The following is a 22,671-nucleotide window of genomic DNA, read 5'->3' as shown; positions in this document are numbered from 1 at the left end:
CCCCCGCCCCCCCCCTCGTCGCTCCTGCGCAGGCAGGAGCCCAGTAATCGAGGCGGCCAGATGCAGCGCACGGGCGAAAGTCCGCGCTGTTCTTTGGTCGAAAACGGACGTGGAACTCACCAACTGTGACCGGGGCTACTGGGCTCCTGCCTGCGCAGGAGCGACGAGGGCTTGGTTGATCACCAACCTCGCCTTAACCCCACTGCGGCTTCGCCGGCAGCCAGAACACTTCTGACTCGGAGCCTTCCGTTGCCAGCCACAGGAACGGCAGGTCGGGGTAATCGGCGTCGAGGATCTCGTGGTCCTCGCCGATCTCGCACAGGATGCCGCCGCCCTCGTTCATGTGGGCGCGGTAGCTGTTCAGGATCTCGCGCACCAGATCCAGCCCGTCATGGCCGCCGTGCAGCGCCATTTCCGGCTCGTGGCGGAATTCGTCCGGCAGCACGTCCATCACGTCCGGGTGGACATAGGGCGGGTTGGTGATGATGAGGTCGTAGGTGCGGCCCTTCACCGGCTCGAACAGGTTGCCCTGCAGCAGATCTATGCGGTCTTCCAGGCCGTGCTCGGCAACATTCTCGGCCGCAAGGCTGAGCGCCTCCGGCGACAGGTCGACCGCATCCACCCTGGCATTGGGGAAGGCATAGGCGGCGAAGATCGCCAGGGATCCGCCGCCCGTGCAAAGATCGAGAACCGAAGTGACCTCATAAGGATCGCGGATCAGGTTCACGTCCGGATCCGATCCGTCGAACAGCGACGAGCGCAGCAGTTCGGCGATATAGGAGCGCGGCACCAGCGCACGGGCATCCGACTTGAACGGCACGCCGAACAGGTAGCTGCGCCCGGTGATATAAGCCGCCGGCACCCGCTTCTCGATGCGCAGCGCCAGCCGCTCGCCGAGCAACGTCTTTTCATGACCGCTGAGCCGGGCATCGGCCCAGGTGTTGAAGTCGTCGACGGGGAGGCGCAGCGTCTCCAGGATGATGAAGACCGCCTCATCCAGCGCCGTGGACGAGCCATGGCCGAAATAGAGGTCTGCGCTCTCGAAGGCGCTGACGGCCAGACGCAGCACGTCCTTGAGGGTGACCATGTCCTGGACATCACGGCGCAGGTCGATGGCAAGGCCAGGGACAGATGTGTGGGCGGCGGTCGGCATCTCGGTCATCCTCTCAGCGCCCGGACGCGCCTTGAGACGGCCGTCCGGAACCGGCGCGAGTTGTTGTGCAACTCGCCGCAGAATGCAAGGGCAAGGGTGGCTAATTTGGGGGGCAATCCTGGCGGATATCCGCCGCCGCCATCACTTCTGATTCAGGAGAGCACAGCCTCTCAGCTCCCCTCCCCCTCGTGGGGAGGGGTCGGGGGTGGGGGGCGCAGACTGAGCACCCGGGAACATTTAACGCCTTTCCCTGTGGAACCTCACCGGGGGTATGGTCTGGCGCCCTGCCGTGGATCCCCCCACCCCTTACCCCTCCCCACGAGGGGGAGGGGCGCGGAGAGGCTTCAGTTCCATCAGACCTGAATGTGGCCCCCGGGATTTCGGATCAGGAAACGGCCTCATCAGCACACAGCAGTCTGCAGACCCACGCCCTCAGGCGTTGCCCGGTCCCCAGGCGCGGACGTCGCCATAGGCGTCCGGATGGTTGGCAAGGTCGTGGTGCACCAGACCGCGCACGCCGACGAGGCGATGGGTGAAGCTGCCATCGGCCTCGAAGGCGTGTTCGACATAGCCGACCGCCTTGACGCCATATCCCGGCTGCCAGGGATCGCCAATCATGAAGGAGGTGGCCGGTGCCCAGATGTGGCGCGTTCCCGCCACGGTCGTGTCACGGTACTGGTGCACGTGACCGCAGGCGATCATCGCCGGGGTCACACCGCCGAGCGCGGCCAGCAGCTTCTGGCGCGGTCCCCTGGTGGTGAACCGGTTGCTGGTGAGGTCTTCCTCGTAGGTTTCGTCCATCAGCGGCTTGTGCAGGAAGATCGCCAGCGACCGGCCGCCGAGATCAGCCACCGCATCGCGCACCAGCATCTCCTGGTCTGCAGCGCCGAGGAGATCCAGCCCGAGCGTCAGGGCATTGAGGCCAAGAAGGCGCCAGCCCGGAACATCGAGGCTCCAGCAGTCGGGGCCGAACACAGCGCGGTAGCGCTCAAGGCGTTCGGCATTGACCGGCTGGCGGCGCGCGACATCCAGATGATCGCCAACGTCGTGATTGCCGGGAATGGCATGCCACTCAAGACCGAGGCTGTCATGGGCGGCGCGGGCATCGAGAAGATCCGCCTCGTGGTCGGCACCATCCAGCGCCAGATCACCGGTGTTGATGACGATGTCAGGGCGAGTGTCGCGCAGGCTTTCCGCGATCTTGTCGAAATTCTCCCGGAAGAACGGCTTTTCCGGCGACAGATGCGTGTCGGAAATCTGGGCGATGCGAATGGTCATGAGATCCTCTTGCGTAGTCTTTTTTGGTGTTAGAGGGGAAGACGATGGGGTTCAAGGTGTGGGCTGCATAGGCGGCGCGGATGCAGCGCGACGGGTCGCCGCGCTGCATCTGGTCTTGATTACTTGCGCGGGATCAGCTTCGCGACTTCCGTCGCCATGTCGGCGAGCACGACTTCCGGCGTTGCCTTCTGCTCGACGATGCGGGCAAGGTTGTCGACCATCACCTGGGTTACGCGCACCGAGTTCTGGCCCGGGAAGGCGTACCACGGCTGCATCAGGTGGACCTGCTTGGTCGCGGCCTGGAACAGCGGGTTCTGGGCATAGAACTCACCCAGATACTGCGGATCATCGATGGCGATCTGGTTGCACGGCACGTAGCCGGTGTTCATGGCCATCAGTGCGGTGCCCTCGGCCGAGGTGGCGAACTTGATGAACTTGAAGGCTGCTTCTTGTCTTGCGGCATCCTTGGTGGTGATCATGGCGCCGGCGCCACCGGTCGGCAGACGGCCCTTGACAGGGTCGATGATCGGCAGGGTGGTGGTGCGCAGCTCGAAGTTGGTGCCGATCGAGTTGGCGACCGAGCGGACCTGGGCGGTGGTGCGGAACATCATGCCCAGCTGGCCGGCAGCAAAGGCCTGCAGATCTGCGGTGCCGGCATAGTTCGGCATGCCGCCTTCCTTGACGAAGCGGTCGAGCAGGGTCAGGGCGGCGAGGCCTTCGGCGCCGTTGAAGGCGACTTCGGTTTCTGCTTCGTTCAGCATGCGGCCGCCATGGCCGTAGAGCAGGGCAGAGAACATCCAGTCATCGCCCGGCCAGCGGAAGAACATGCCGTCAACGCCATTGCCAAGGGCGCGGATCTTCTGGGCGTTCTCGATCACGCCGTCCCAGGAGGTCGGGAAGGCGTCCGGGTTGAGACCGGCCTTCTTGAACAGGTCGGCATTGTAATAGCTGATCGGGTTCGAGGTGGCGAAGGCCAGACCACACTGCATGCCGCCATGGAAGCCGAGGCCGAGGATCGGCTTGGAATAGCCGAATTCGGCCGGATCACCCAGCTGGGCCAGCATCGGGGCGAGATCAACGGCAATGCCGCGCTCGGCGAACATGCGCAGACGGTTCAGGCCCTGGAACGACACGTCCGGCATGTTGCCGGTGGTGGCGTTGCGCAGCAAGAGCTGGGCGCCGTCTTCATAGGTCGGCGTCGGGTTGACGTAGGTGACCTTCACTTCCGGGTGCTTGGCCGAGAAGGCGGCGAGAACCGCGTCCTGTGCCGGCTGGAAGATCGCCGGCATGGAGTAATGCGCGGAGATTTCCGTGACATTGGCACGGGCGATGGCCGGCATGAAAAGGCCTGCGGACGCACCGCCCAGGAGGGCGAGTGTGTGACGGCGCGTGATGTTCATCTCGATGCTCATGGTTCACGTCCTTGGGAAAAGGACCGGCCTAGCCTTTGAGACCGGTCATGGTGATGCCCTCGATGAAGCGTCGCTGGGCAAACAGGAAGGCGATGACGAGCGGGGCGGTGACGAGCAGGGCGGCGGCCATCAGCGCGCCATAGTCCTCGCCGGCCTCGACACTGCGGAAGGCGAGGATGCCCATGGCCGGGGTGTAGAGGTCGCCCTTCTGCACCACCACCAACGGCCAGAACAGGTCGTTCCAGTGCGCCACCACGGAGAAGATTGCAAAGGCGGTGGCGGCCGGCCAGGCGTTGGGCAGGATCACACGCCAGACGATGGAGAACTCGCCCATGCCGTCGATCCGCGCGGCATTGATCAGGTCATCGGGCAGCGCGCGGAAGAACTGGCGGAACAGGAAGATCGCAAACACCGAACAGACAAACGGGGCAATCAGCGCGGTGTAGGTGTCAAGAAGGCCCGTGGTGGCAAAGCCGATGTAGAGCGGCAGCGCCGTCGTCTGGTAAGGCACAAGCAGGCCCAGCATGACGAAGCCGAAGACAATGTCGCGGCCGGGAAAGTTCAGCTTTGCGAGCGCATAGGCGGCCGGCACGGCAAACAGGATCTGGAACACCAGGATGCCGAAGCAGACGATCAGGCCGTTGAGGTTGTAGGTGCCCACCGGCACCCGCTCCAGCACCTTGCCGTAGTTCTCGATCAAGGCCAGTTCGTTCGGGATGAGATCCAGCGAGGCGGCAAAGACCTCGCTCTGCGGCTTCATCGACACCGAGATCATCCAGAGATAGGGCGCCAGCGCGATGAAGGCGGCAAGGCCCAGCAGCAACAGGCGCGGCAGGTCGGCGGTCAGGGACCGGGTTGCGTTCGGATCAGCCATAATGCACCCGCCGGTCGATGAGCCGCGTCTGGACCAGCATCAGCGCCAGCACGATGGCGAGGAACACCAGCGTCACGGCGGCCGAATAGCCGAAGCGGAAATAGTGGAAGGCTTCCTGATAGATCGTGCGCAGCAGCACCTCGGAGGCGTTGTTCGGTCCGCCCTGGGTCAGGGTCTGCACGGTGTCGAACACGCGGATCGACCGGGTCATGGTGATGATGACAACGAACAGCAGCGTCGGCCCCAGCATCGGCCAGGTCACCAGCCAGAACTTCGACCAGCCGCTGCGCACGCCGTCGATTTCCGCGGCTGCATAGAGATCGCGCGGGATCGCGGTCAGTCCGGCCAGGAACAGCACCAGGTTGAAGCCGACGTTTTCCCAGACGCCGATGAAGCCCAGCGATACCAGCACCCATTCGGACGCGCCCAGCCAGTTGGGCGTGCCAAGGCCGAGATCACGCAGCACCGCGTTCAGCGGTCCGATGGAGGGATGCAGCAGGTACTGCCAGGCCGTGGCCATGGCCACGGTCAGCGATACGACCGGCAGGAAGAACACGGCCCGGAAGAAGGCGCGGCCGCGCGCGCCGGCCTCGATCAGCACGGCCAGCAGCAGTGCGATGCCGATCGACAGCGGCACCACGAACAGCGAATAGACGAGTGTGTTGCGGATCGAGGCGCCGAAGGTCCGGTCGCCCAGCATCTCGGCGAAATTGTCGAGACCGATGAAGCGGAAGCCTTGTGCGCCGAACTCGTAATCTGTGAAAGCCATGGCGAGCACGGCGACGAGCGGCAACAGGATCATCAGCACATAAGTGACGATGGCTGGCAGCATCAGCATCCAGGCGACGAGGATGGTGCCGAAGCCGCGCGTCTGCCGCGCGGCAACACCCTTGCGCGGCACGGCCGGACCGGAGGTCAGGGCAACGTCAGCCATTCACTGCCTCCCGGTTAACCGGCGTGCTGGCGACGTCGTCCGAGGGCGCGCAGGCGAGGCGCTCGTTGCTGGTGGCAAACAGCATCGCCCGGTCCAGTCGCAGTGCCAGCCGCACAGGCTGGCCGAGGCCGAGATGCGCTCGGTCCGACGGCGCGACGCGGGCGATCACCAGCTCGCCGGCGTCAAGCCTTGCATGCAGCAGGACGCTTTCACCCAGGAATTCAACATGTTCGACGGTTCCGGCCAGCCCCTGCGACCCAAGCGTCAGGTCTTCCGGACGGATGGTGAGGACGACGGGCCCGCGCGCTGGCGACACCAGCCCGACCGGCTGGCCCTGCACCTCGACAACGCCGGATGCGGTCACGTCAGCTGAAATCTGGTTGATCGCCGGCGAGCCGATAAAACGCGCGACGCGAAGATCAACCGGATTCGCGTAAATTTCTTCCGGCGTGGCCACCTGCAGCAGCTCGCCCTGCATCATCACCGCGATGCGGTCCGACATGGTCATGGCTTCGGACTGATCATGGGTGACATAGACCGTCGAGGCGCCGACGCGGCGGTGCAGCGCGACGATCTCGGTCCTTGTGGTCACGCGCAGCGCCGCGTCGAGGTTGGACAGGGGCTCGTCCATCAGGAAGGCGCTCGGCTTGCGCACGATGGCGCGGCCGAGGGCGACGCGCTGGCGCTGGCCGCCGGAGAGCTGCGCCGGCTTGCGGTCCATCAATCCGTCGATGGCGAGAAGCTCGGCGGCATGGGTAACATCAGTCTGGATGTCTGCCCGCTTGGCCTTGGCTGAGGGCAGGATGTAGCCGGCAAAGGGCAGGCGCTCCGCCGTGGTCAGGCGGCGCATCACCAGCGGAACGGCCATGTTCTGGCGCACGGTCAGATGCGGATAAAGCGCGTAATTCTGGAACACCATCGCCACGTCGCGGTCGGCCGCGCGCAGACGGGTCACCTGACGTCCGCTGATGGCGACCTCGCCTGACGTGACGCTTTCAAGTCCGGCGATGATCCGCATCAGGGTGGTCTTGCCGCAGCCCGACGGGCCGACCAGCGAGACGAATTCCCCCTCGGCGACGCTCAAGGACACCCCGCGCAGAACTTTCGTGTCCCCGAAGGACTTCGTAACATTCTCGACAACGATCCCGGCCATGGCCCCGCTTCTCCGCGTTCAGACGCGGGGCTTTCATACGGGGCTTCAATGACGGGCGTGCATCGCGATTGTTGCGAAACGATGAAGGCGGCGCGGGCGGGAAATCTGCTGTTTTCAGTCGCTCCAGTCACATGGAACGTCACCTGACGGCCTTCGAACCCCTTGGTCTGACGCAGCTTTCACGTTCCGCGGGAGGTTGGGTTGCACGCTTCCCGCAACGTTAGACGCGGGTCCCGAGAGGCCGTCTTGATGGAAATGCTCCGGTGCTTGCGTGCCGGTGGTTCTCATGTTTGTCTGCCTGAACGTGTCAATCCGCCGGCCTGATCCGGTCCAGCACGGGATCGCAAAGGCCGCCTGTCCGGATCGGCTGCTTCTGGAGATTTTGCATGCCCTCATCGCTCGCCTTGGACGTGGATCATGTCCGCAGCCAGTTCCCCGGCCTGTCGCGCGGCTGGACCTTCTTCGACAATGCCGGCGGTTCGCAGATCTGCGCGCCGGCGCTGGCGCGGATCAACACCTTCCTGACCGAGAAGAACGTCCAGATCGGCGGCACCTACGAGGTCTCGCTGGCTGCGGCTTCTGCCATGCTGGAAGCGCGTACGGCGGCGATGCACCTGGTCAACGCCCGCCGGCCGGAGGAGATCGTCTTCGGCGCGTCTACCACGCAATTGCTGCAGAACCTTGCCAGGGCAATGCAGGGCCAGCTCCAGCCCGGCGACGAGATCATCGTCACCGTCAGCGATCACGAATCCAACATCGGCCCCTGGGACCGGCTGCAGGCGGCCGGCGTCGTCGTGCGCTTCTGGCCGCTCAACAGGGACACGTTCACGCTGGATCTCGCCGATCTTGCGCCCTTGATGAGCGCGCGCACGAAGCTGGTCTGCGTCACCCACGTGTCCAACATCCTCGGCCATATCAATCCGGTGCGCGAGATCGCCGATTTCGTCCACGCCCGTGGCGCGCTGCTCTGCGTCGACGCGGTTGCCTATGCGCCGCACCGGCTGGTCGACGTGCAGGCCTGCGACGCCGACTACTACGTCTTCAGCCTCTACAAGACCTACGGCCCGCATTACGCGATGATGTATGGCCGCTACGAGCTGCTCGAAGGGCTCGACACGCTCTACCACTACTTCTACGCCAGGGACAAAGTGCCGGCAAAGCTGGAGCCGGGCAACGCCTGCTATGAACACGCCTATTCGGTCTGCGGCATCGTCGATTACCTCAGCGAGATCGGCCGCCGCGCCGGTGGCAGCGGCGACACGCGCAGCCTGATCACCGCTGCCTTCGCCGCCATCACGGCCCAGGAGAATGCGCTCACCGACCGGCTTCTCGTCTGGCTCGGCGCGCGCAACGACTGCCGCATCATCGGCAAGCGCTCCAATGCCGACGGCACCCGCATTCCGACCATTGCCTTCCGCTTCGACGGTCGCGATTCCGGCGATGTCTGCCGCGCCATGGACCACGAGAAAGTTGCCATCCGCCACGGCGATTTTCATTCCCGCCGCCTTGCCGAATTTCTTGGCGAGACCGGGGAGGGCGGCATGGTTCGTGTCTCCATGGTCCATTACAACAAGCTCGAGGAGGTCGATCACCTGACCGCCGCCTTCGAGCGCATCCTTGGCAGAGCGGCTGCCTCGAGCGCTGCCTGACGGTTCACGTGGTCGTGAGGAGGGCAAGGGCGCAAGCTGCTCCTCTCCCTCATCCGTCCGCACCGCAGGACCTTCCGCTGCGGGCAGGGTGCCTGTCTTGTCCGTGACCAAGCCCCCGCTCCCTCTGCCCCTTGGAGGGGGAGATGCCCCCGCCAGGGGGCAGAGGGGGGTAATCAGCCTCTCGTGTTGCAGGAAAGCTGATCGCCTGCCGCAACGCCGCCACCCCCCTCTGTCTACTGGCGCACCTCTCCCCCGCAAGGGCAGGGCTATCGCATATGAAGTCTGGCACATAATCGATGTCAGGGAATGCGCCTAAAACCAAACCCTGTCGGAGCCTCTCCGCTCCCCTCCCCCTCGTGGGGAGGGGTTGGGGGTGGGGGGGACAGACTGCAATCCAGGTAACCTGTGTTCCTGACTGGGCGTGTTTCGCGCACTTTGCGATCAAACGGCCACCGTGCCCCCCACCCCTCACCCCTCCCCACAAGGGGGAGGGGGGCTGATAGGCTTTGAGGACCGTCTGGCTTCATATGCGATAGCCCTACCCTTGCGGGGGAGAGGTGCGCCATCCCCGCACCATCCCCTTCCACACCGTAAAGGCCTTGGCTAACATCCGGCCCGACCTGATTTGGCGTGCGGGCGGTTGGCCGGAGGCCACTGCGGCGCGCGAGGGACAGAAGGGAAAAATGGCCAACAGTCCGGAGATGATCGGCGGCGTGCCCGCCGGGCGTATCGAGGCAATCCGCCAGCGCGAGGCGGAGGTGTTTGCGGCCCGGCGGCCGAAGACCATGGCAGCACTCGCCTCGGGGGCCGAGGCCTTCCTTGGCGGCGTGCCGATGCTGTGGATGCGCGACTGGCCGCAGCCCTTTCCGATGCTGGTGGCGGAGGCGCGGGGCGCGCTGATCACCGACATCGACGGCAACACGCTCGACGATTTCTGCCTTGGCGACACCGGCTCGATGTTCGGCCATTCGCCCGCGCCGGTGGCCGAGGCCATCGCGGCGCAAGCTTCGCGAGGCCTCACCTACATGCTGCCGACACCGGATGCGCTGGAGGTCGGCCGGCTCCTGCGCGAGATGTTCGGTCCCTTCGTCTGGCAGATCGCCACCACCGCCTCGGATGCCAACCGCTTTGCCTTGCGCGCGGCCCGCGCCGTCACGGGCAAGCCGAAGATCCTGTTCTTCGCCGCCTGCTACCATGGTGCGGTCGATGACGCGATGGTGCGCGAGGTGGACGGCCAGACCGTCGCCCGCCCCGGGCTGGTTGGCCAGGTGGTGGATCTCGGCGTGACGTCCCGCGTCGCCGAGTTCAACGATCTCGCCGGGGTGGAAGCCGCCCTGGCGCATGGCGATGTGGCGGCCGTCATCACCGAGCCGGTGATGACCAACTCCTGCATGGTGCTGCCCGATCCGGGTTTCCACGAGGGGCTCAGGGCGCTCACCCGCAAGCATGGCGCGCTGCTCATCATCGACGAGACGCACACCGTCTCCTCCGGCCTTGGCGGCTACACGCGCACGCACGGACTGGAGCCCGATCTTTTCGTCCTCGGCAAGCCGGTGGCCGGTGGATTGCCGGCCGCTGTCTGGGGCATGAGTGAGACGGTCGCCGCGCGCTACCGCGCCTATGATGCGGTGCGGCCCGCCGGCTTCTCTGGCATCGGCACGACGCTCTCGGCCAATCCGCTGCAGTTCGCGGCCATGCGGGCGACTTTGTCCGAGGTGATGACCGCCGCGAACTATGCCCACATGGAGGCTGGCGCCGCGCGGCTGGCGAGCGGTCTGGCCGATGCGATCCAGCGCCACGGGGCGCCCTGGCATGTGGTGCGGGTCGGCGCGCGGGTGGAGTTCATCTGCCAGGAAACGCCGCTGCGCAATGGCAGCGAGAGTTACACCGCGCACAAGCCGGCGCTGGAACAGGCGCTGCATTCGGCGCTGGTCAATCGCGGCTGCCTGATCGCGCCGTTCCACAACATGATGCTGGTCAGCCCGGCAACCACCGATGCGCAGATCGACCGGCTCGTTGCCGCGTTCGATGCGATCACGGCAGAGATGATGGCATGACCACCACCACCCAGTCCTCTCATGGCCCATCCTCTCAGGGCGCATCACCGTCCGGCGCGACGCTGGCCGAGGTCGAGTCCTTCCTCTTTGCCCATCCGGAGATCGAGGCCTTCGATCTGGTATTGACCGATTGCAACGGTGTCGGCCGGGGCAAGATCATCCGCCGGCACGAGCTGCTGCCGATCTACAAGTCCGGCCGGCACCTGCCAGTCTCCATTCTCGGTCTCGATATCTGCGGCGAGGACGTGGACGAGACTGGTCTCGTCTGGGACCAGGGCGACGGCGACATGCGCGCCTGGCCCGTTCCCGGCAGTCTCATTGCGCTTGCCGGCACCAATCCGCCGCGCGGCGAGGTGCTGCTGTCGCTCTACACGCTCGATGGCAAGCCGATGACCTCCGATCCCCGCCACGTCCTGGCCGCCCAGGTCCAGGCGCTGGCGGCCGAGGGGCTGCATCCGGCCGGGGCCTTCGAGCTGGAGTTCTTCCTGCTCGCGCGCGAGCGCGGGCCCGATGGCAAGGTCCAGCCGGCGGCGGCGGTGCTGGATGGCCGCCCTGCCAGCGCCACGGAGGTCTATTCCGTCGATGCCCTGATCGGCATGGAGCCGCTGTTTGCCGAGATCTATGCCGCAGCAGCTAAGGCCGGCATCAAGGCGGAAACGGTGATCTCCGAATATGCGCCGGGGCAGTATGAGCTGACCCTGCATTACCGCACCGACGTGCTGAAGGCGGCTGATGACCTGATCCGGCTGAAGCGCATCGTCCGGCTGGCGGCACGGCGGCACGGCATCATTGCCTGTTTCATGGCCAAGCCCTTTGGCGACAAGGCCGGATCGGGCATGCATTTCCATGTCTCGCTGGCGGACGGGCAGGGCCGCAATGTCTTCGCCGAAGCCAGCGAAGGCGCGTGGAACGAGCGGTTGCTGCATGCCATCGGCGGCCTGCGCGCCACCATGGCCGATGCGATGCTGGTCTTTGCGCCGCATGCCAACAGCTGGCGCCGTTTCTCCAGCCAGTCCTATGCGCCGGTCTCCACCAGCTGGGGCGTCAACAACCGCTCGGTCGCCCTGCGCGTGCCGGCGGGAGCGGCGTCCGCCCGGCGCATCGAGCATCGCCCCTCCGGCGTCGATGCCAACCCGTATCTGGTTGCCACCGTCGTGCTGGCCGGCATCCGCCATGGCCTGCGCAACCAGATCGATCCGGGGCCGGAGACCACAGGCAACGGCTATGACACCGTGTCCTCGACGGTGCACAGTTCCTCTGCCGCCATGCCGCGCGACTGGCGCTCGGCCATCGAGGTGGCGAAGGCGTCCGCATTCCTGCGCGAAGCGCTGGGCGACGATCTGCACCGCACCTTCACCGCCATCAAGTCGGCGGAATATGCGCGCGTTGCCCGCACGATCCCCGACATCGACTACGAGCTTTATCTCGAGCGGGTGTAGTGGTGCGTTTCCGGTTCGCAGGATTTCGGAACTCTGCTATAGGCTGGTGACTTTGATTGAAAAGACCTGTTTCGGGTGCTATTTAGAGACCACTTAAGGAGGCTCGAAATGGCACATCACATTCATGCATCGACCACGGCCAGCATCTCGGAGCTGAAGAAGAACCCGATGGGAACCGTTGCGGCAGGTGAAGGCTTTCCGGTTGCGATCCTCAATCGCAACGAACCCGCGTTCTATTGCATTCCGGCAAAGACCTATGAGGCCATTCTGGAGCGTATCGAGGATCTGGAATTGAATGCCATCGCGGATGCGCGGGCGGGCCAGGCCATCCACAAGGTGACGCTGGATGACCTATGAGCTTGCCTTTCTGGACGAAGCCCTGAAGGAATGGCGCAAGCTCGACAACACGATCCGTGATCAGTTCAAGGCCCGGCTTGCGGACAGACTGCTGAACCCGAAGGTCCCCTCGGCTCGTCTGCATGGCGCCAGCGACCGTTACAAGATCAAGTTACGCAGTGCGGGCTATCGGCTGGTCTATGAGGTTCGTGACAGCCAGCTTCTGGTCCTCGTTGTGGCCGTCGGCAAACGCGAACGCAACGAGGCCTACAAGATTGCCGCCCGCCGCAAGGGTGAGTGAGGGCCCATGCGCAAGGTTGGGTCACTCTGTCTATACCGCTTTTGGGCGCCTCACCCGATCCGCGCGGCGATGCTGCGGGTGCGGCAGTAGGACAGGAGCCCTTCAAGTCCCTTTTCGCGGCCAAAGCCGGAGCGTTTGGTGCCGCCGAAGGGCACCTCGATGCCGCCGGCGAAATACTCGTTGATGTAGATCTGCCCGGCGTCGATCCGGCGCGCGAGCCGGTTGGCCTTGGCAAAGTCGCGCGTGAACACGCCGGCGACGAGGCCATACTGGCAGTCATTGGCCAGCGCCAGGGCATGCTCCTCATCATCGGCCACCTGCACCGTCAGCACCGGGCCGAAGATCTCCTCGCGCACCACTTCGTCGTGCGGGCTGGCCCGGTCGATGATCGTCGGCGTGTAGAACCAGCCCTTGCCCGTGTCTGGATCCGTTGCCGTTTCCCCGCCTGTTGCAATCTCCAGCCCGGCAGCGCGGGCGCGGTCGACGAACCCGGCAATCTTGCCAAGATGCGCGGCCGAATTCACCGGTCCCATGTCGGGCCGCCGCAAGCCGTGGCCAAGCCGCAGGGCCCTCGCCCGTCGCACCAGATCCTCGACAAACCCGGCGTGGATGCCGCGCTGGATCACCAGCCGTGAGCCTGCCGAACAGATCTGCCCGGCGTTCTCGAAGATTGCGCCCATGACATTGGCCAGCGCCTGGTCCCGGTCGGCATCATCCAGCACGATCACCGGCGACTTGCCGCCCAGTTCCAGAACCACACGCGTCACGTGCTCGGCGGCCGTCCGCATCACCGTCTGGCCCGTGGGCACCGAACCGGTGAAGGTGATGTGGTTGACGCCCGGGTGGCGCGTCAGTGCGGCCCCGATTTCGCCGCCCGTGCCAGTGATGACGTTGCATACGCCGGCTGGTAGCCCGGCTTCATGCAGGATCTCCGCCAGCAGCAGCGCGGTGAAAGGCGTCTGCTCTGCCGGCTTGGCGACGACGGTGCAGCCGGCCGCCAGTGCCGGGGCGATGCCCCGGGCCGCCGTCGACAGCGGATAATTCCAGGGAATGACATGCGCGGTCACACCCACCGGCTCGTGGACCGAATAGCCAAGATAGTCAGGCCCGAGCGGAAAGCTGTCACCCTGCAGCTTGTCGCAGGCACCGGCGTAATACTCGAAGGTGCGCGCGGCTCCGCGCACATCACCGATGGCCTCCTGCAGCGGCTTGCCGCTGTCGAGGCTTTCGGTCACGGCGAGACGATCGAGGTGGTGCAGGATCAGCTGCGAGGCCCGCTGCAGGATGCGTCCGCGCGCTGCCGGCACTGTGTCGCGCCAGCTCGGAAAGGCCCTGGCTGCGCTCGCCACCGCCTGATCGGCGTCGGCCTCAGTGCCCGCCGCAAATTCGGCAAAAGCCTCGCCCCGGCCTGGGTCGAAGCTTTCCATCATCCGCCCGGCAGAGGGTGCGGTGAAGTGGCCGTCGATGAAATGTCCCGTCGGCAGCCCGGCCAGCGTTCCGCTGCGCAGGACCTCGTTGGCCAGTGCCTCCAAGCCAGACATCACTTCGCTCCCAGTTCGCTGATCCGGTAGCTGGAGCGCGCCAGCCAGTCCGGATTGATCTCGATGCCCCAGCCGGGCGCGTCCGTCACGGTGGCATGGCCATCGACAATGTCATAGGGCGCGTTGGAGAACAGGCCGTACTGCCACGGGTAATAGTCCGCTTCCTCGATGGAGAATTCGAGATATTTGCCCGGGTTCGGGATGGCGCGCAGCAGATGCATGGTGAACAGCGTCACCAGCGACCAGTTGGCTGCATGCGGCGTGCAGGGGATGCCTGCGGCATGGGCCATCTCGGCCACCTTCATGGTCCGCCACATGCCGCCGAGATAGCACACATCCGGCTGGATGATGTCGACCACCCGGCCATCGATCATGCGTTGCCAGTCGACCAGCGAACAGTCCTGCTCGCCGCCGGTGACATCGATGTCCAGCGCCTCGGTGACCTGCCGCGTCTGGTCATAATGCCAGTAGGGGCAGGGCTCCTCGTAATGCGAGATGCCGTTGTCTTCCAGGAACCGGCCGATCTCGATGGCCTTGGCGGGGGAGTAGCAGGAGTTGGCGTCCACCAGCAGGCTGGTGTCGTCGGCGAAGGTCTTGCGGATCAGCGGAACGATCTCCTCGGTCCGGCCCGGCCACTCGTCGCGATCATGGCCGCATTCCGACCCGATGCGGAACTTGAAGGCATCAAAGCCGAACTGGTCCTGCAGCGTCTTCAGGCGCTTGGCCTCGTTTTGGGGTGTGATGTCCCGCTTCATCGACGAGGCATAGGCGCGAATTTTGCCGGGCGTGCCGCCAAGCAGTTCGCACACCGGCTTGCCCTCCAGCTTGCCGCGCAGGTCATAGAGCGCGGTGTCGAGCCCGCCCATTGCCCGGCGCAGGTAGGAGCCGGGGAACTTGTGCTCCCGCTCTGGGATGATCTGCATCAGATGGGCGATGTCGAAGGCGTCCTGGCCTAGTGCATAAGGGGCGACCTGCCGATGCACCACCTGTGCCGTGATATCGGCGTAATAGGGCGCGACCTGGCCCCATCCCTGTGCGCCGGTCTCCGACGTCACGCGGACGAAGCAGACGAATTCGTTGGTGAACGTTTCGATCGCCTTGATTTTCATGGGGGCAACTCTCGGTGGGCTTTGGCGGGGGCGGCCTTGATGCTTCGGTCACGAGCCTATCCGGAATTGGTCTTGATATAAGATCCGCTTTGGGCAAAATCGCATACCAATTTGGAGGCGAGCCATGAAGCGTCATGCCGGAGCGGTGCTGTCGTCGATCAAGATCGACAAGGGGGCCGAGAAGAAGATCTCGATCCAGTTGTACATGGCGCTGCGTGATTTGCTGCTCAACGGGGGGCTTGCGCCGGGCGAGCGCCTGCCGGCAACGCGAACCCTCGCCGAGGAGATCGGCGTCTCCCGCACCACTGTGATCGATGCCGTCGAGCGGCTGGTGTCGGAGGGGCTGCTTGAGGCGCGGGTCGGATCCGGCACCTATGTCAGCGAGGCGCTGACCGGGCGTTTGGAGCCAAAGCCGCTGCCGGCCGGCGACACGGCGATCAAGGCCATTCCGCGCCTGTCCCACGCCACGCGCCACGCCATTCCGGAATTCGTCAGGCGCACGCGCCTGCCGCACAAGTCCCAGGCCTTCACCACGGCGCTGCCGGCGCTCGATGCTTTCCCGATGGCGCAATGGGCCAAGCTCTCGGCCCGCCACTGGCGCAAGGATCGGGACGATATCATGGGTTATGGCGAGCCCTTCGGCTATGCCCCCTTGCGAGCTGCCATCGCGCGCCAGCTCAATGCCGCGCGCGGGATCAAATGCGCGCCCGAGCAGATCTTCATCACCAATGGTGCGCAGCGGGCCTTCTCGTTGATCGGCGGCATGCTGGTCAATCCGGGCGAGCCGATCTGGTTCGAAAACCCCGGTGCGATTGGCGCACGCAACGCCTTCGTTGCCATCGGCGCCATTCCGATCCCCGTACCGGTGGACCACGAGGGGCTCTGCGTCCAGGATGGTCTTGCCAAGGCACCGCATTTCCGGCTGGCCTTCGTGACCCCGTCGCACCAGCAGCCGCTCGGCCATGTCATGAGCCTGCCGCGCCGGCTGGCGCTGCTCAAGGCGGCCAGTGAAGCCGATGCCATGATCGTCGAGGACGACTACGACGGTGAGTTCTACTACGGTGACCAGCCGCCGCCCACACTCAAGAGCATCGACACCCACGGACGGGTCATCTACGTCGGCACTTTCTCCAAGTCGCTGTTTCCCTCGCTCCGTCTTGGCTATGCCCTGGTTCCCGACGGGCTGGTCGAGAGCTTTGAGCGCATCAGCCAGACCTGGCTCAGCGGTGTCCCGACGGTGACGCAGGCCATTGTTGCCGAGTTCATGGACGAGGGCATGTTTGCCACGCATATCCGCACCATGCGGCAGATCTACAAGGATCGTCACGATCTGCTGATTTCCGCGGCCCGGCGCCTGTCCGGGCGCATTGACCTGCAGCCGACAAAGAGCGGTTTCCACGCAGTCGGGATGCTTGCGTCCGGGCTCGAAGAGGCGGACATTGTCGAAAGGGCGCGACTGGCCGGGGTCGCGATTGCCGGCCTCGGTCGCTACACGGTCGCCCCCATCGCCGAACGCGGCCTGGTCTTTGGCTTTGGCTGTGCCGCTCCCGATGACATCCGCAAGGGTCTGGACACACTGGACCGCCTGCTGCGGTGATGTGGCCTCAGAAGTGGACTGCAAGAATATCTGCAATGGATATATTTTGCAGACCAATCGACCCTTAGGCTTTTGGTCGAGACAGCCGAGAGTGCGTCTGTTGCATTGAAGGGAGGAAACAATGCATACCAGAACAATGCTTGCAGGTTTGCTGGCGGCCACGATGCTGGCTGGCATGAGTGGGGCCAAGGCCGAAACGCTCCGGATTCTGACATGGGGCTCCTATGCTCCCGATGAGCTGATCCAGAAGTTCGAAGCCGAAAACCCGGGCCTCAAGGTCGAGGTCACCTTCTCGAACAACGAGGAAATGATTGCAAAGCTGCGCGCCACCGGTGGCTCGGGTTTCGATCTGGCCCAGCCCAGCCACGACCGCATCTATGCCGCGCAGCTCGAATATGGCATCTACAAGCCGCTCGACCTGTCGAAGATCAACACCGATGCCATGGAGGCCTCGCTCCTTGATGGCGTCAAGGCCAACACCACGATCGAAGGCCAGGTCTATGCCGTGCCGCACCAGTGGGGCACCTCCGGTCTGATGGCCGACACGTCCAAGGCGCCGAACATCAAGGGCTGGGGCGATCTCTGCGACCCGCAGTACAAGGGCAAGACGTCGATGCGCCTGCGCCGCACGATCCTGCTCGGAACCGCCTTCGCCATGGGCGAGGATCCGTTCGCGGCCTATGCGGATCTGGCCAAGTACCAGACCATTCTCGACAAGGTCGCCGACAAGCTCATCGCCTGCAAGGACAATATCAAGGCCTACTGGAACTCGGGCGATGACCTCAGCGCCATGATGCTGTCGGGTGAAATCGTCGCGTCCGAGACCTGGGACTCCACCGCGTTCAAGCTCTACGACCAGAACAAGAACATCGTCTTCGTGCCGCCGGCCACCGGCGCTCTGGCCTGGATCGACACCTTCGCCATTCCGGCAAAGGGCGCGGCGGATGATGCGGCCTACAAGTGGATCAACTTCGTCCTGCGTCCGGAGAACGTGACGCTGATGTCCGCCAGCACCGGCGCCATCGCGGCGGTCAAGGGCGGCAAGGACCTGCTGCCTGAAGACAAGAAGGCGGCCGTCAACGCGTCCTTCACCGATGCCGACATCGCCAACCTGAAGTTCTTCGCCAACATTCCGTCGGGCGTGGAAGACATGGAAGGCAAGACGCTCGAGAAGATCAAGGCCGCCACCGGCGGCTGATTGTTGGGCTGATCAGCAGCTGCGCGCGTCCCATGTGCGCAGCTGCTTCTCTTTTCCGCCCCGCCTCCCTGACGCGCGGCGCGTGATCGCGGCAGCCTGTTCCCTGCTGTCCCTCCAGTTCCTTCTCGCGTGGCTTGCCATATGACGATGCCCAAGGTTCCTGATCTCGAATGCACCGACATTGCCAAGTCCTTTGGCGCCTTTCGCGCGGTGAAGGACATTTCCTTCGAAATTCCCAGTGGCTCGTTTTTTTCCATTCTCGGGCCGTCCGGCTGCGGCAAGACCACCCTGATGCGCATGATTGCCGGGTTCGAGGAGCCGACCAGCGGCGACATCCGCATCAAGGGCCATTCAGTGCTGGGCACGCCGCCGAACCGGCGCAACGTCAAGATGGTGTTCCAGCATCTGGCGCTGTTCCCGATGATGAACGTCTTCGAAAACATCGCCTATGGCCTGCGCTGCAAGGGCGTTGCCACGGCTGATATCCGGCGCAAGGTCCACGATGTGCTGGAGCGCATCGCCCTGCCGGACGTGGCGGAGCGGGAGATCCACCAGCTCTCCGGCGGCCAGAAGCAGCGCATCGCCATTGCCCGCTGCATGGTGCTGGACCCGGATGTGCTGCTGCTCGATGAACCGCTCGGCGCGCTCGATCTGAAGCTGCGCGAGGCCATGAAGATCGAGCTGAAGCTGCTGCAGCACCAGTTCAACACCACCTTCATCTACATCACCCACGACCAGTCCGAAGCCCTCGTCATGTCTGACCGGGTCGCGATCATGAACCAGGGCCGCTTCGAGCAGATCGGCGCGCCGCAGGAGCTGTACCACCATCCGAAGACGGCCTTCGTCGCCGGCTTCGTTGGCGACAGCAACCGCTGGTCCGGCAAGGTGCGGGCCAGCGACGGCACCGGTGGCCGCGTGGAGACCCTGCAAGGATTGCAGATGGCCTTCACCGCCGCTGGTGGCCAGAGCGTCCGCGATGGGGACGCGGTCGAGATCTTCGTCCGGCCCGAGTTCATCCGCACGCACCGCAAGTCCGCGGGACCTGCCGCAAACGCGCCGGACGAAAACCGGATGGATGGGACCGTCGAAAGCCTTCTGTTCAACGGCGCCAACAGCCGCGTTCTGGTGCGCAGCGACCATGGCGAACTGATCGAGGCCGACATCACGCTGACCGGCGACAATGATGTCCGTCCGGGCGAGGCCGTCACGCTGCTCTGGTCGGCCCGTCACGCCATGTGCTTTGCCGGCGGAGGGGCCGGCTGATGTTGCAGAAGGATTTCAAGCGGCTGGTACTGATCCTGCTGTTCACGCCCTTTGCGCTGTGGATCAGCCTGCTGATCCTTCTGCCGCATATCGGTATGATCCGCCTGTCCCTGCGCGAGAAGGTTGCCCCGCGCGTCTATGAGTTCGGCTTCGGCCATTACATCGACTTCCTGCAGGAGCCGATCTATTGGAACACGCTGCTGCGCACCGGCTCGATGTCGCTGCTGGTCACGGCTCTGGCGCTGCTGATCGGCTTCCCGATTGCCTATTACATCGCCAAGCTCGCCGGCAATCGCACCCGTGGCGCGCTGTTCCTCCTGTGCCTTGTGCCGCTCTGGGTCAGCGATCTCATCCGCGCCTTCGGCTGGATCCTGCTGCTGCGCGAAACCGGGGTGCTGTCCTCGTTCCTGCAGTGGACCGGCCTCGTCAGCGGCCCGGTCGAGTTTCTCTACAACGACGTCACCGTCGTCGTCGGCCTCGTCTACACTGTCATGCTGTTCATGATCGTGCCGCTGGTCTCGACGCTCGATGGCATGGACAACGCCATGATCGAGGCCGGCTACAATCTGGGCGGCAACGGCTTCACGGTGCTCCGGCGGATCATCATCCCCTATGCCATGCCGGGCATTGTCTCGGGCTGCATCGTCGTCTTCATGCTGACGGCCGGGTCCTATCTCACGCCGATCCTTCTCGGCGGCAAGAACTCCAGCTGGTTCACCGAACAGATCTACAATCAGTTCATCACCCGCTTCAACTGGGAGGCCGGGGCGGCCTTCGGCATGCTGTTGCTGCTGTTTACCTCGCTCGTTATCTGGCTGGGCCTCAAGCTCAGCGGCCAGACCCTGGCCAACACCGTCGCCAGAAGCTGAGGGAGAGGCAGGATGCTCCGCACCAACCAGCTCACGCCCTTCCTCCTCGGCTACCGGCTTTATGTCGCGGTCTTCTTCCTGTTTCTCGCCGCGCCCCTGGTGGCCGCTGCCGCCTTTGCCTTCAATGACAGCCTGTTTCCCTCGTTGCCCTGGCAGGGCTTCACCCTCGACTGGTTCTTCAACCCGACCGAGCCCAAGCGCGGCATGTTCTATGACCGGCGGCTGCTCAGCGGCATGTATTATTCCTTCGTCATCGCTTCCTGCGTGGCGGTGCTGTCCGTGATCTTCGGCACGACCAACGCCTTCCTGTTCGTGCGCGGTGATTTTCCGGCAAAGAACTTCTTCTATATCCTCATGGTCGTGCCGCTGGTCATTCCGGGCGTCATCCTGGGCATCTCGATCCTCGTGCTGGCCAGCGACACGGCCAACAGTCTTGAGGGCGCACTGGGCGTGGAGCTGAGCTTCCTGAGGCCCGGTCTGTTCCTGGTGATCCTCGGCCAGTTTTCCTTCATCACCACCATCACCTCGCTGGTGATCACCGCGCGGCTGAAGAAATTCGACGGAGCGCTGGAGGAAGCCGCGCTCAATCTCGGCGCCAGCCGGCTTCGAGTGCTGACCACGATCACGCTGCCGTTCCTGCGGCCGGCCATGATCGCCTCCGGCATCGTCGCCTTCCTGGTGTCGTTCGAGAATTTCAACACGACCCTGTTCCTCGTGGGCTCCGATGCCCCGCTGACCATCACCATGTATGACCGCATGGCCAAGGTCGGCTCGACGCCGGTCCTCAATGCCGTGTCGGTCTTCCTGATGCTGGGATCTGGACTGCTGGCGCTGGTTTCCATCCTCGTTCAACGCGACAAGACGGCGCGATAGGCCATCATGCAAGAGTTCGACTTCATCATCGTCGGGGCCGGGTCTGCTGGGGCCGTACTGGCCGACCGGCTGTCGGAAAGCGGCCGCTTTTCCGTCTGCGTGCTCGAGGCGGGCGGCTCGGACCTCAACTTCTGGATCTGGATGCCGATCGGCTACGGCAAGGCCTTCTACAATCCCGCGATCAACTGGATGTACCGCACCGAACCCGATCCGGGCCTCAATGACCGCATCGGTTATTGGCCGCGCGGCAAGGTGCTCGGCGGCTCCAGCTCGATCAATGCCATGGTGTATATCCGCGGCCAGCATGACGACTTCAACGACTGGGCGGCCATGGGCAACCCCGGCTGGGGCTGGGACGATGTGGTGCCCTATTTCAAGCGCAGCGAGACCAATGCCGCCGGCGGCGATGCCTATCGCGGCGACAAGGGCCCCTTGCATGTCATGACCCCCGCGCGCGATCTGCATCCGCTCTGTGACGTGTTTCTTTCGGGCTGCGAACAGGCCGGCTTCCGCCGCAACCCGGACTTCAACGGTGCCTCGCAGGAAGGCGTCGGCCTCTACCAGATCACGGCCAAGGGCGGCTTTCGCATGTCGACGGCCAGGGCCTATCTGGCGCGGGCGCGCCGGCGGTCGAATGTCACCGTGCTGACCCATGCCCATGCCATGCGGATCGAGCTTGAGGGCCGGCGTGCGGTCGGCGTGACCTTTCGCCGGGGCGGGGCGGAGGCACGCGTCAACGCCCGGCGCGAGGTCATCCTCAGCGCCGGCGCGGTGAATTCGCCGCAGCTGTTGCTGCTCTCCGGCATCGGTGCGGGCGACAGCCTGCGCGCAAAGGGCCTCGAGGTCCGGGTGGAGCGCAAGGGCGTTGGCCGCAACCTGCAGGACCATCTCGGGCTTGACTACCTTTACCGGTCCAGGGTGCCGACCCTCAACGACCAGCTCCACCCCTGGTGGGGCAAGCTGTGGCAGGGGCTGCGCTACGTCCTGACCCGGCGCGGCCCGCTGTCGCTCAGCGTCAACCAGGCTGGCGGTTTTGTCCGGTCCTCGCCGGAGGCGGCCCGGCCCAACATGCAGCTCTACTTCTCGCCGGTCAGCTACACCAAGGCGCCGAAGGGCAAGCGGCCGCTGATGAACCCGGATCCGTTCTCCGGTTTCCTGCTCGGCTTCCAGCCGACGCGGCCAACCAGCCGTGGCCACATCGGCCTCAGGTCCAATGACCCGATGGACGCGCCGGAAATCCACCCCAACTCTCTTTCCACCGTGCAGGATCAGGTAGAGATGGTCGAGGGCTGCCGCCTGATGCGCCAGATCGCCGCCTCACCGGCCATGCAGTCCGTGATCGAGACGGAGATCGTGCCGGGGGCCAAGGTGGAGAGTGATCTCGACATGCTGGCCGATGTGCGCGCCCGCTGCTCCACCGTGTTCCACCCGGTCAGCACCTGCCGCATGGGGCCCGATCCGGAGGTGGATGTGGTCGACAACCGGCTGCGCGTCTATGGCGTCGAGGCCTTGCGCGTCATCGATGCCTCGATCTTTCCGACGGTCACCTCCGGCAACACCAACGCGCCCACCATCATGGTCGGCGAGAAGGGGGCAGACCTTGTCCTCTTCGACCACCGCGCAAGCTGAAGGCCC

Annotated in this window: 19 protein-coding genes and 1 pseudogene; 11 read left to right on the top strand and 9 right to left on the bottom strand. The window is 64.7% G+C overall.

The window, feature by feature from the left end; genetic code table 11:
• Positions 1–193 precede the first annotated feature (193 nt).
• The 6 genes from prmB to ACTIFE_RS10005 form a co-directional block, all read right to left on the bottom strand.
• Entirely contained in the window at positions 194–1,162 is a 969-nt protein-coding gene (gene prmB / locus ACTIFE_RS10030) for a 50S ribosomal protein L3 N(5)-glutamine methyltransferase (protein WP_439529008.1), read from the bottom strand.
• Between the two features lie 423 nt (positions 1,163–1,585).
• The gene (locus ACTIFE_RS10025) at positions 1,586–2,431 is read right to left on the bottom strand and encodes a metallophosphoesterase family protein (RefSeq protein WP_439529007.1); all 846 of its coding nucleotides are present in this window, start codon (positions 2,429–2,431) and stop codon (positions 1,586–1,588) included.
• A gap of 119 nt (positions 2,432–2,550) precedes the next feature.
• On the bottom strand, positions 2,551–3,831 hold the full coding sequence (locus ACTIFE_RS10020) for an ABC transporter substrate-binding protein (RefSeq protein WP_439529015.1): 1,281 nt from the start codon (positions 3,829–3,831) through the stop codon (positions 2,551–2,553).
• A 40-nt stretch (positions 3,832–3,871) separates the two neighbouring features.
• Positions 3,872–4,717 carry a carbohydrate ABC transporter permease gene (locus ACTIFE_RS10015; RefSeq protein WP_439529006.1) on the bottom strand — a complete coding sequence of 282 codons (846 nt, stop codon included), beginning with the start codon at positions 4,715–4,717 and terminating at the stop codon, positions 3,872–3,874.
• A complete protein-coding gene (locus ACTIFE_RS10010) occupies positions 4,710–5,651 on the bottom strand; it encodes a carbohydrate ABC transporter permease (RefSeq protein ID WP_439529005.1) in 942 nt (313 codons plus the stop codon). The genes ACTIFE_RS10015 and ACTIFE_RS10010 overlap by 8 nt, the downstream gene beginning before the upstream one ends.
• A complete protein-coding gene (locus ACTIFE_RS10005; RefSeq protein WP_439529004.1) occupies positions 5,644–6,804 on the bottom strand; it encodes an ABC transporter ATP-binding protein in 1,161 nt (386 codons plus the stop codon). The genes ACTIFE_RS10010 and ACTIFE_RS10005 overlap by 8 nt, the downstream gene beginning before the upstream one ends.
• A 386-nt stretch (positions 6,805–7,190) precedes the next feature.
• Here ACTIFE_RS10005 and ACTIFE_RS10000 point away from each other — a divergent pair, with 386 nt between their 5' ends.
• From ACTIFE_RS10000 to ACTIFE_RS09980, 5 genes are all read left to right on the top strand, one after another.
• The gene (locus tag ACTIFE_RS10000; RefSeq protein WP_439529003.1) at positions 7,191–8,453 is read left to right on the top strand and encodes a cysteine desulfurase-like protein; all 1,263 of its coding nucleotides are present in this window, start codon (positions 7,191–7,193) and stop codon (positions 8,451–8,453) included.
• A gap of 683 nt (positions 8,454–9,136) precedes the next feature.
• Complete coding sequence (locus ACTIFE_RS09995; RefSeq protein ID WP_439529002.1) at positions 9,137–10,510, top strand: aspartate aminotransferase family protein; 1,374 nt, start codon at positions 9,137–9,139, stop codon at positions 10,508–10,510.
• Entirely contained in the window at positions 10,507–11,949 is a 1,443-nt protein-coding gene (locus ACTIFE_RS09990) for a glutamine synthetase family protein (RefSeq protein ID WP_439529001.1), read from the top strand. Before ACTIFE_RS09995 ends, ACTIFE_RS09990 begins: the two co-directional genes overlap by 4 nt.
• Before the next feature lie 108 nt (positions 11,950–12,057).
• Positions 12,058–12,306 (top strand): type II toxin-antitoxin system Phd/YefM family antitoxin, encoded by a 249-nt coding sequence (locus ACTIFE_RS09985; protein ID WP_439529000.1) that lies wholly within the window; start codon positions 12,058–12,060, stop codon positions 12,304–12,306.
• The gene (locus ACTIFE_RS09980; RefSeq protein ID WP_439528999.1) at positions 12,296–12,586 is read left to right on the top strand and encodes a type II toxin-antitoxin system RelE family toxin; all 291 of its coding nucleotides are present in this window, start codon (positions 12,296–12,298) and stop codon (positions 12,584–12,586) included. The genes ACTIFE_RS09985 and ACTIFE_RS09980 overlap by 11 nt, the downstream gene beginning before the upstream one ends.
• A gap of 50 nt (positions 12,587–12,636) precedes the next feature.
• Here ACTIFE_RS09980 and ACTIFE_RS09975 read toward each other — a convergent pair whose 3' ends face one another.
• From ACTIFE_RS09975 to ACTIFE_RS09965, 3 genes and pseudogenes are all read right to left on the bottom strand, one after another.
• Positions 12,637–14,127 carry an aldehyde dehydrogenase family protein gene (locus ACTIFE_RS09975; RefSeq protein WP_439528998.1) on the bottom strand — a complete coding sequence of 497 codons (1,491 nt, stop codon included), beginning with the start codon at positions 14,125–14,127 and terminating at the stop codon, positions 12,637–12,639.
• Positions 14,127–14,936, bottom strand: coding sequence for a mandelate racemase/muconate lactonizing enzyme family protein (locus tag ACTIFE_RS09970; RefSeq protein ID WP_439529014.1), 810 nt, complete (start codon positions 14,934–14,936; stop codon positions 14,127–14,129). Before ACTIFE_RS09970 ends, ACTIFE_RS09975 begins: the two co-directional genes overlap by 1 nt.
• Positions 14,931–15,239 (bottom strand): annotated as a pseudogene (locus ACTIFE_RS09965) (mandelate racemase/muconate lactonizing enzyme family protein); the annotation flags it as partial. The pseudogene ACTIFE_RS09965 and the gene ACTIFE_RS09970, both read right to left, overlap by 6 nt.
• Before the next feature lie 121 nt (positions 15,240–15,360).
• On the opposite strand from ACTIFE_RS09965, the gene ACTIFE_RS09960 reads away from it, so the two are divergent.
• The 6 genes from ACTIFE_RS09960 to ACTIFE_RS09935 all read left to right on the top strand — a co-directional run bounded on the left by ACTIFE_RS09960 (position 15,361) and on the right by ACTIFE_RS09935 (position 22,665).
• A complete protein-coding gene (locus tag ACTIFE_RS09960; RefSeq protein ID WP_439528997.1) occupies positions 15,361–16,833 on the top strand; it encodes a PLP-dependent aminotransferase family protein in 1,473 nt (490 codons plus the stop codon).
• 121 nt (positions 16,834–16,954) lie between these two features.
• A complete protein-coding gene (locus ACTIFE_RS09955) occupies positions 16,955–18,031 on the top strand; it encodes an extracellular solute-binding protein (RefSeq protein WP_439528996.1) in 1,077 nt (358 codons plus the stop codon).
• 141 nt (positions 18,032–18,172) lie between these two features.
• The gene (locus ACTIFE_RS09950) at positions 18,173–19,294 is read left to right on the top strand and encodes an ABC transporter ATP-binding protein (RefSeq protein WP_439528995.1); all 1,122 of its coding nucleotides are present in this window, start codon (positions 18,173–18,175) and stop codon (positions 19,292–19,294) included.
• A complete protein-coding gene (locus tag ACTIFE_RS09945; RefSeq protein ID WP_439528994.1) occupies positions 19,294–20,163 on the top strand; it encodes an ABC transporter permease in 870 nt (289 codons plus the stop codon). Before ACTIFE_RS09950 ends, ACTIFE_RS09945 begins: the two co-directional genes overlap by 1 nt.
• Positions 20,164–20,175: 12 nt before the next feature.
• A complete protein-coding gene (locus tag ACTIFE_RS09940) occupies positions 20,176–21,036 on the top strand; it encodes an ABC transporter permease (protein WP_439528993.1) in 861 nt (286 codons plus the stop codon).
• Positions 21,037–21,042: 6 nt separating this feature from the next.
• Positions 21,043–22,665, top strand: coding sequence for a GMC family oxidoreductase (locus ACTIFE_RS09935; protein WP_439528992.1), 1,623 nt, complete (start codon positions 21,043–21,045; stop codon positions 22,663–22,665).
• Positions 22,666–22,671: the final 6 nt, after the last annotated feature.

Source organism: Pannonibacter sp. (assembly GCF_051860505.1).
Lineage (GTDB): Bacteria > Pseudomonadota > Alphaproteobacteria > Rhizobiales > Stappiaceae > Pannonibacter.
The sequence above is the reverse complement of the archived record's forward strand: the minus strand, read 5'-3'. Positions and strand labels throughout refer to the sequence as shown.